The sequence below is a fragment of the Erwinia sp. OLFS4 genome (genome assembly GCF_002752165.1).
Lineage (GTDB): Bacteria > Pseudomonadota > Gammaproteobacteria > Enterobacterales > Enterobacteriaceae > Izhakiella.
The window spans coordinates 1-4,358 of the sequence record NZ_MOMB01000082.1 but is presented as its reverse complement, the minus strand read 5'-3'; the positions used below and the strand labels follow the sequence as shown (position 1 = coordinate 4,358).

General features: G+C 49.3%; 5 protein-coding genes and 2 pseudogenes. 3 read left to right on the top strand and 4 right to left on the bottom strand.

What is annotated here, in order from left to right; translation table 11 throughout:
- A partial coding sequence (locus BL249_RS18380) for an IS1 family transposase (RefSeq protein ID WP_342633895.1) occupies positions 1–131 on the bottom strand: 131 nt, incomplete at its 3' end.
- Positions 132–190: 59 nt separating this feature from the next.
- Between BL249_RS18380 and BL249_RS18375 the strand changes: the two genes are divergently transcribed.
- Positions 191–421: a GlsB/YeaQ/YmgE family stress response membrane protein gene (locus BL249_RS18375; protein ID WP_256385456.1), complete on the top strand. Its 231-nt coding sequence runs from the start codon at positions 191–193 to the stop codon at positions 419–421.
- An 88-nt stretch (positions 422–509) separates the two neighbouring features.
- Here the strand turns inward: BL249_RS18375 and BL249_RS18370 are convergent.
- The 3 genes and pseudogenes from BL249_RS18370 to BL249_RS19330 form a co-directional block, all read right to left on the bottom strand.
- Positions 510–2,043: pseudogene (locus BL249_RS18370) on the bottom strand (TonB-dependent siderophore receptor); the annotation flags it as partial.
- A 98-nt stretch (positions 2,044–2,141) separates the two neighbouring features.
- Positions 2,142–3,029, bottom strand: a complete 888-nt coding sequence (locus BL249_RS18365) for a DMT family transporter (RefSeq protein ID WP_099707604.1) — start codon at positions 3,027–3,029, stop codon at positions 2,142–2,144.
- Positions 3,030–3,243: 214 nt separating this feature from the next.
- Positions 3,244–3,333 (bottom strand): annotated as a pseudogene (locus BL249_RS19330) (IS6 family transposase); the annotation flags it as partial.
- Between the two features lie 399 nt (positions 3,334–3,732).
- Here BL249_RS19330 and BL249_RS19075 point away from each other — a divergent pair.
- Together BL249_RS19075 and BL249_RS18350 are read left to right on the top strand one after the other, a co-directional pair.
- Positions 3,733–4,218 (top strand): hypothetical protein, encoded by a 486-nt coding sequence (locus tag BL249_RS19075; protein ID WP_158233130.1) that lies wholly within the window; start codon positions 3,733–3,735, stop codon positions 4,216–4,218.
- A gap of 9 nt (positions 4,219–4,227) precedes the next feature.
- Positions 4,228–4,358, top strand: a 131-nt coding sequence (locus BL249_RS18350; protein WP_342633895.1) for an IS1 family transposase, incomplete at its 3' end; no start/stop codon positions are given.

Genomic DNA, 4,358 nt, shown 5'->3' with positions numbered 1-4,358 from the left:
TAAGCGTAAGTGAGTTGAAACACGCGGTGGCAGTCACGGCAGCGAAATCTGTCATAGCCTTTAGGGTTCTGACCATGGCGGTAAACCTGAACAGACTGACAACGGGGACAATGAACGTTAACGCTGGCCATAAGAGAACCTCAAAAGCCCGCATTATACATCAGATTCAACCAATTAGAGGCATCACCGGATTATCTTTGGCTTAATTGCCGGGATTCTGGCGAAATGGATCATGCCGGGTAAAGACGGTGGCGGTTTTATTGTGACCGTTATCCTCGGCATAGTGGGTGCCGTTGTCGGTGGCTGGATCAGTACACTGCTTGGCTTTGGTAAAGTTGACGGTTTTAATATCGGCAGTTTTGCCGTGGCGGTGGTGGGTACCCTGGTTGTGCTATTTATTTATCGTAAACTGCGCAGCTGATGGGTAAAGCGAACGATAACGAGCAGGCGCTGGCCTGCTCGTTTTTTTGCCACAGCATTTTACTTTGCTGTATCAGACCACAAGATAATTAAAAATCATAACCGAATGTAGCCACCACGGAACGTTGGGCACCCCAATAGCAGTTATTCAGAGTATAGCAAGTAGCGACGTATTTACGGTTTGTCAGATTATTCGCATTAAGCTGTAACCAGGCACCTTTAAGTTTACTGTTCACACTGGCCAGATCTGCGCGCACCGAGATGTCAAATAAAGTGACGGAGAGCAGGCGGGTGGTATTTTCATTATCAGCCCACTGCTTACCGATATAACGAATCCCCGCGCCACCGGACAGGCCATAATCGAATGTATAATGCAGCCATGCATTCGCCATGTTTTGAGGCGTCAGAATCGGCGTATGCTCCTGATTGCCTTCAATGGAATCTTTAAAACGCACTTTACTGTACGTATAGCTGGCGAGGGTACTCAGACGAGGCGTCAGCTGATTATGGGCTTCCAGTTCAATTCCCTGAGAATGTACTTTACCTGCAGGCTCAAAATAAGAACCGACAATTACCCGGGTACCGACATCTTTTTGCGTCAGGTCATACAGCGTCAGACTGTACAGGTCATAGGTCGCGTTGGGCTGATATTTTATACCTGCTTCATACTGTTCAGCGCGGGTTGGTTTGAGCAGGTTGCCACTGGCATCGGCAAGCACTTGCGGCGTAATCGCCTGGCTGTAGCTCAGATAAGGCGAAATACCATTGTCGAAGGCATACAGTAATGCCGCGCGGCCCCTGGAATGATTATCCTGCCGCCGGTGTTTGCTGCCGGTCAGATCGCTGTCGTTTTGCGAGACAATACGATCATAGCGTCCGGCAAGATCAAGATGCCAGCGCGACCCTTTCATTTCGTCCTGCAGGTAAACGGCGCTCTGATAATAACGGCGCTGACTGCGGGTAAAGTCATAATTATAACGCGGTCCGACTGCCTCACCGCTAAAGGCATTCAACATGCTGGCAACGCCGGAGGCATCCAGTAAATTATTTGTAAAGCGGTGATATTCCGCCCCGAGCACGACCTTATGCTGTAACTCTCCGCTGTTAAAACGGGCTTCCAGCTGGTTGTCGATGGCCCAGGCATTAGTGAGGAGCGAGAGCCAGAATAGTAGTGGGTCAGCAGATCCGAATCATTACTTAGCCAGCCAGCCAGCCTGTCTGATCGACATCGACATCGACATCGACAGTGGCGTGCGAGTAGCTGGCGTTGGTACGAAATGCCCAGACATCATTGAAACGATGTGCAAACGTCAGACTGTAGATCTGTTGATGACGTTTACACTGATCCAGCCCGCTGTCACCATCATAAAAACCATTACTCAGTGTATAACCCTTATGCTGGCTGATGCTGCCTTCTCCCGGAACCGGACGGTGATCACCGCCGGATGGATCTTTTTCCAGATAGGCCCGCAATAGCATTGAAGTATCTTCAGACGGCTGCCACAGCAGAGAGGGAGAGAGGGCATATTTTTCTTCCTGGGTATGCTGATAGTGGGTGCTGCTGCTGCCCGCCAGCAGGCGAAAATGGCCCTGTTCGCTAACCAGCGGATTTTTTGAGGTTTCCCGGCGCCCGCAAGGCTATGCGCTTGCAGGGGGTATCGTATGCTCAGAGAGGGGGGCATTTCAGGCATGGCTGGCGGGTCTGCGCTATGGTTTTCCGCTTAACGCCGGCTGCGTAAACGGGGAAAACGAGCATGCATTTTCAGGCTGCGTAAATTAATCACCGCAATGGCGGTGCCGATCATCACCAGCAGTGAACCACATAGCTTAAACTGATTGATGCTGTCACCGAGGATTACCACACCCATAATCACTGAAAATACTGGCGTCAGCAGAGAATAGGGCATGATCAGGTTAACATTGTAGGTTCTTAACATGCTGTACCACAGGGAGTAGGCAATGATGGACGAAAATATCGCGCTGTAGAAAATACCGAACCAGCCGCGCCAGCTGGCCTGGCTGAGAGCATAAAACTGCTGTGTTTCCTGACTCAGGCTGGTCAGGCCGACAATCGGTATGGCAAATAATGCCATCCAGCCGGTCATAGCCAGCGGATGGATTTCAGGGGTTTTTTTTACCACCAGATTACTGATAGCCCAGCCGCTGGCGCTGCATAACAGGATACCAAGCACCCACCATGCGGGAATGGTTGGGCTGCCGCTCAGTACCGCCACACCGCTCAATGATATAGCGATACCGGATAGCTGGACCAGCGTCAGACGTTCATGCAGCAGCACCATTGCCAGTACCATTGCAATAGGGGTGCCCATCTGCACAATCACCGCACCGGTGCCGGCATCGGTATATTTCATGCCGACAAAAAGCAGTGAAAAATGCAGAAAGCCAAAGGTGAAACCGAGGGTCAGCAGATAGGGTAGCTGCCTGCGGGTGATGCGGGTAAAAGGCACCAGTAGCCCTGCGACCACCACAAAGCGCATCAGGGTGAGAAACAGCGGAGGTATTTCCAGCAGTCCCCATTTTACCGCCACATTATTAAATGCCCAGATTGAAACAATTAACACAATGAGAAAAAAATGCCGCACTGCCACGTTACTGTCCTTTTGCTTTCCCGGTGAACGTTTGCGATAACTCTGATAATCATGACATGAATTGCACTTTTACGCGTGACTGGCGTGTTTTTTATTTTCATCTGTTGCTAATCACCGGCTATTCGGTTTTGCTACACATGATGAAGTCCCGGCAGAAATTGTGGCACTGTTGCAAATATCTTGATGCTGTAGCCTTTGGAATTACAGAAAGGCCTTAAATTTCAAAAACTCTGCTCACCAGACGCCTCTCGTCCAGAGGATGGCTGAAGTAAAAATTTTCCGCCTGTCCTTTACGCAATGCCCGGCCGGCATCGCCTGCAGCTCACGATAGCTGATGCCATATTTGCGGTATCAGCGGACTGCCCACAGGATAATATGACGCTCAACTTACCATCGTCAGATCTTTGCAACAGTGCCACGTAATAAACAAAAAAATATACAACAAAAAAAAAGCAGACTACGCTGAATAGCAAGGTTAGTGAGTATCTCACGGTCAGGATACAGGGTTCGGAGATATGTCTGTCACAGTAATAACTGGTCTTGATCATCAGATTAGGTATTCATCCGTCGCCAGTAAGAATAGGTGGACGGTGCCACTGTTCCGGAACAGACCGGGCGACCGACGTCAGAAACGCCTGGCTGATGGGATTACAGTAAATAATGCAGCTTTTAGTTCATATGTAATTCCCTTACTGAGGTAATTATGATGAGAAGTGCTGAGGGATACTCCCGACAGAAACATATTGCGATTTTTAACTGTGCCGAACATGGGCATGTCAATCCAACTCTGGAAATGGTCAGGAAACAGGTGGCCCGCAATTACAGGGTTAGCTATACAACATCCCCGGAATTTGTTTCTCTTGTGGAAAGAATAGGTGACACACAGGTACTCTTCGAACCGAAGATGACAAAGGAAACGCCAGGGACAGAGGATCTTGTTTCAGTTATCAGGGCATTCGCCAGGGAACACTTTCCCACGCCGATGCGTGTTTTTGACAAAGACAGATCCGATATTATCGCTTACGGCGTTCTGAGCGGGCACCGAAAAATACTTGCATATCTCTGGAAAATACCTTCAGTTATGCTTTGTCCGACTCATGTTCAGTATGAAGGACAATCTGAAGAGTGGCTTGGAATATCTGGTGATGCCTCTAATTGGTTGAATCTGATGTATAATGCGGGCTTTTGAGGTTCTCTTATGGCCAGCGTTAACGTTCATTGTCCCCGTTGTCAGTCTGTTCAGGTTTACCGCCATGGTCAGAACCCTAAAGGCTATGACAGATTTCGCTGCCGTGACTGCCACCGCGTGTTTCAACTCACTTACGCTTA

Coding starts and splice junctions, on each gene's coding strand:
- BL249_RS19075 (WP_158233130.1), top strand. CDS start 3,733: ATGATGAGAAGTGCTGAGGGATACTCCCGACAGAAACATATTGCGATT.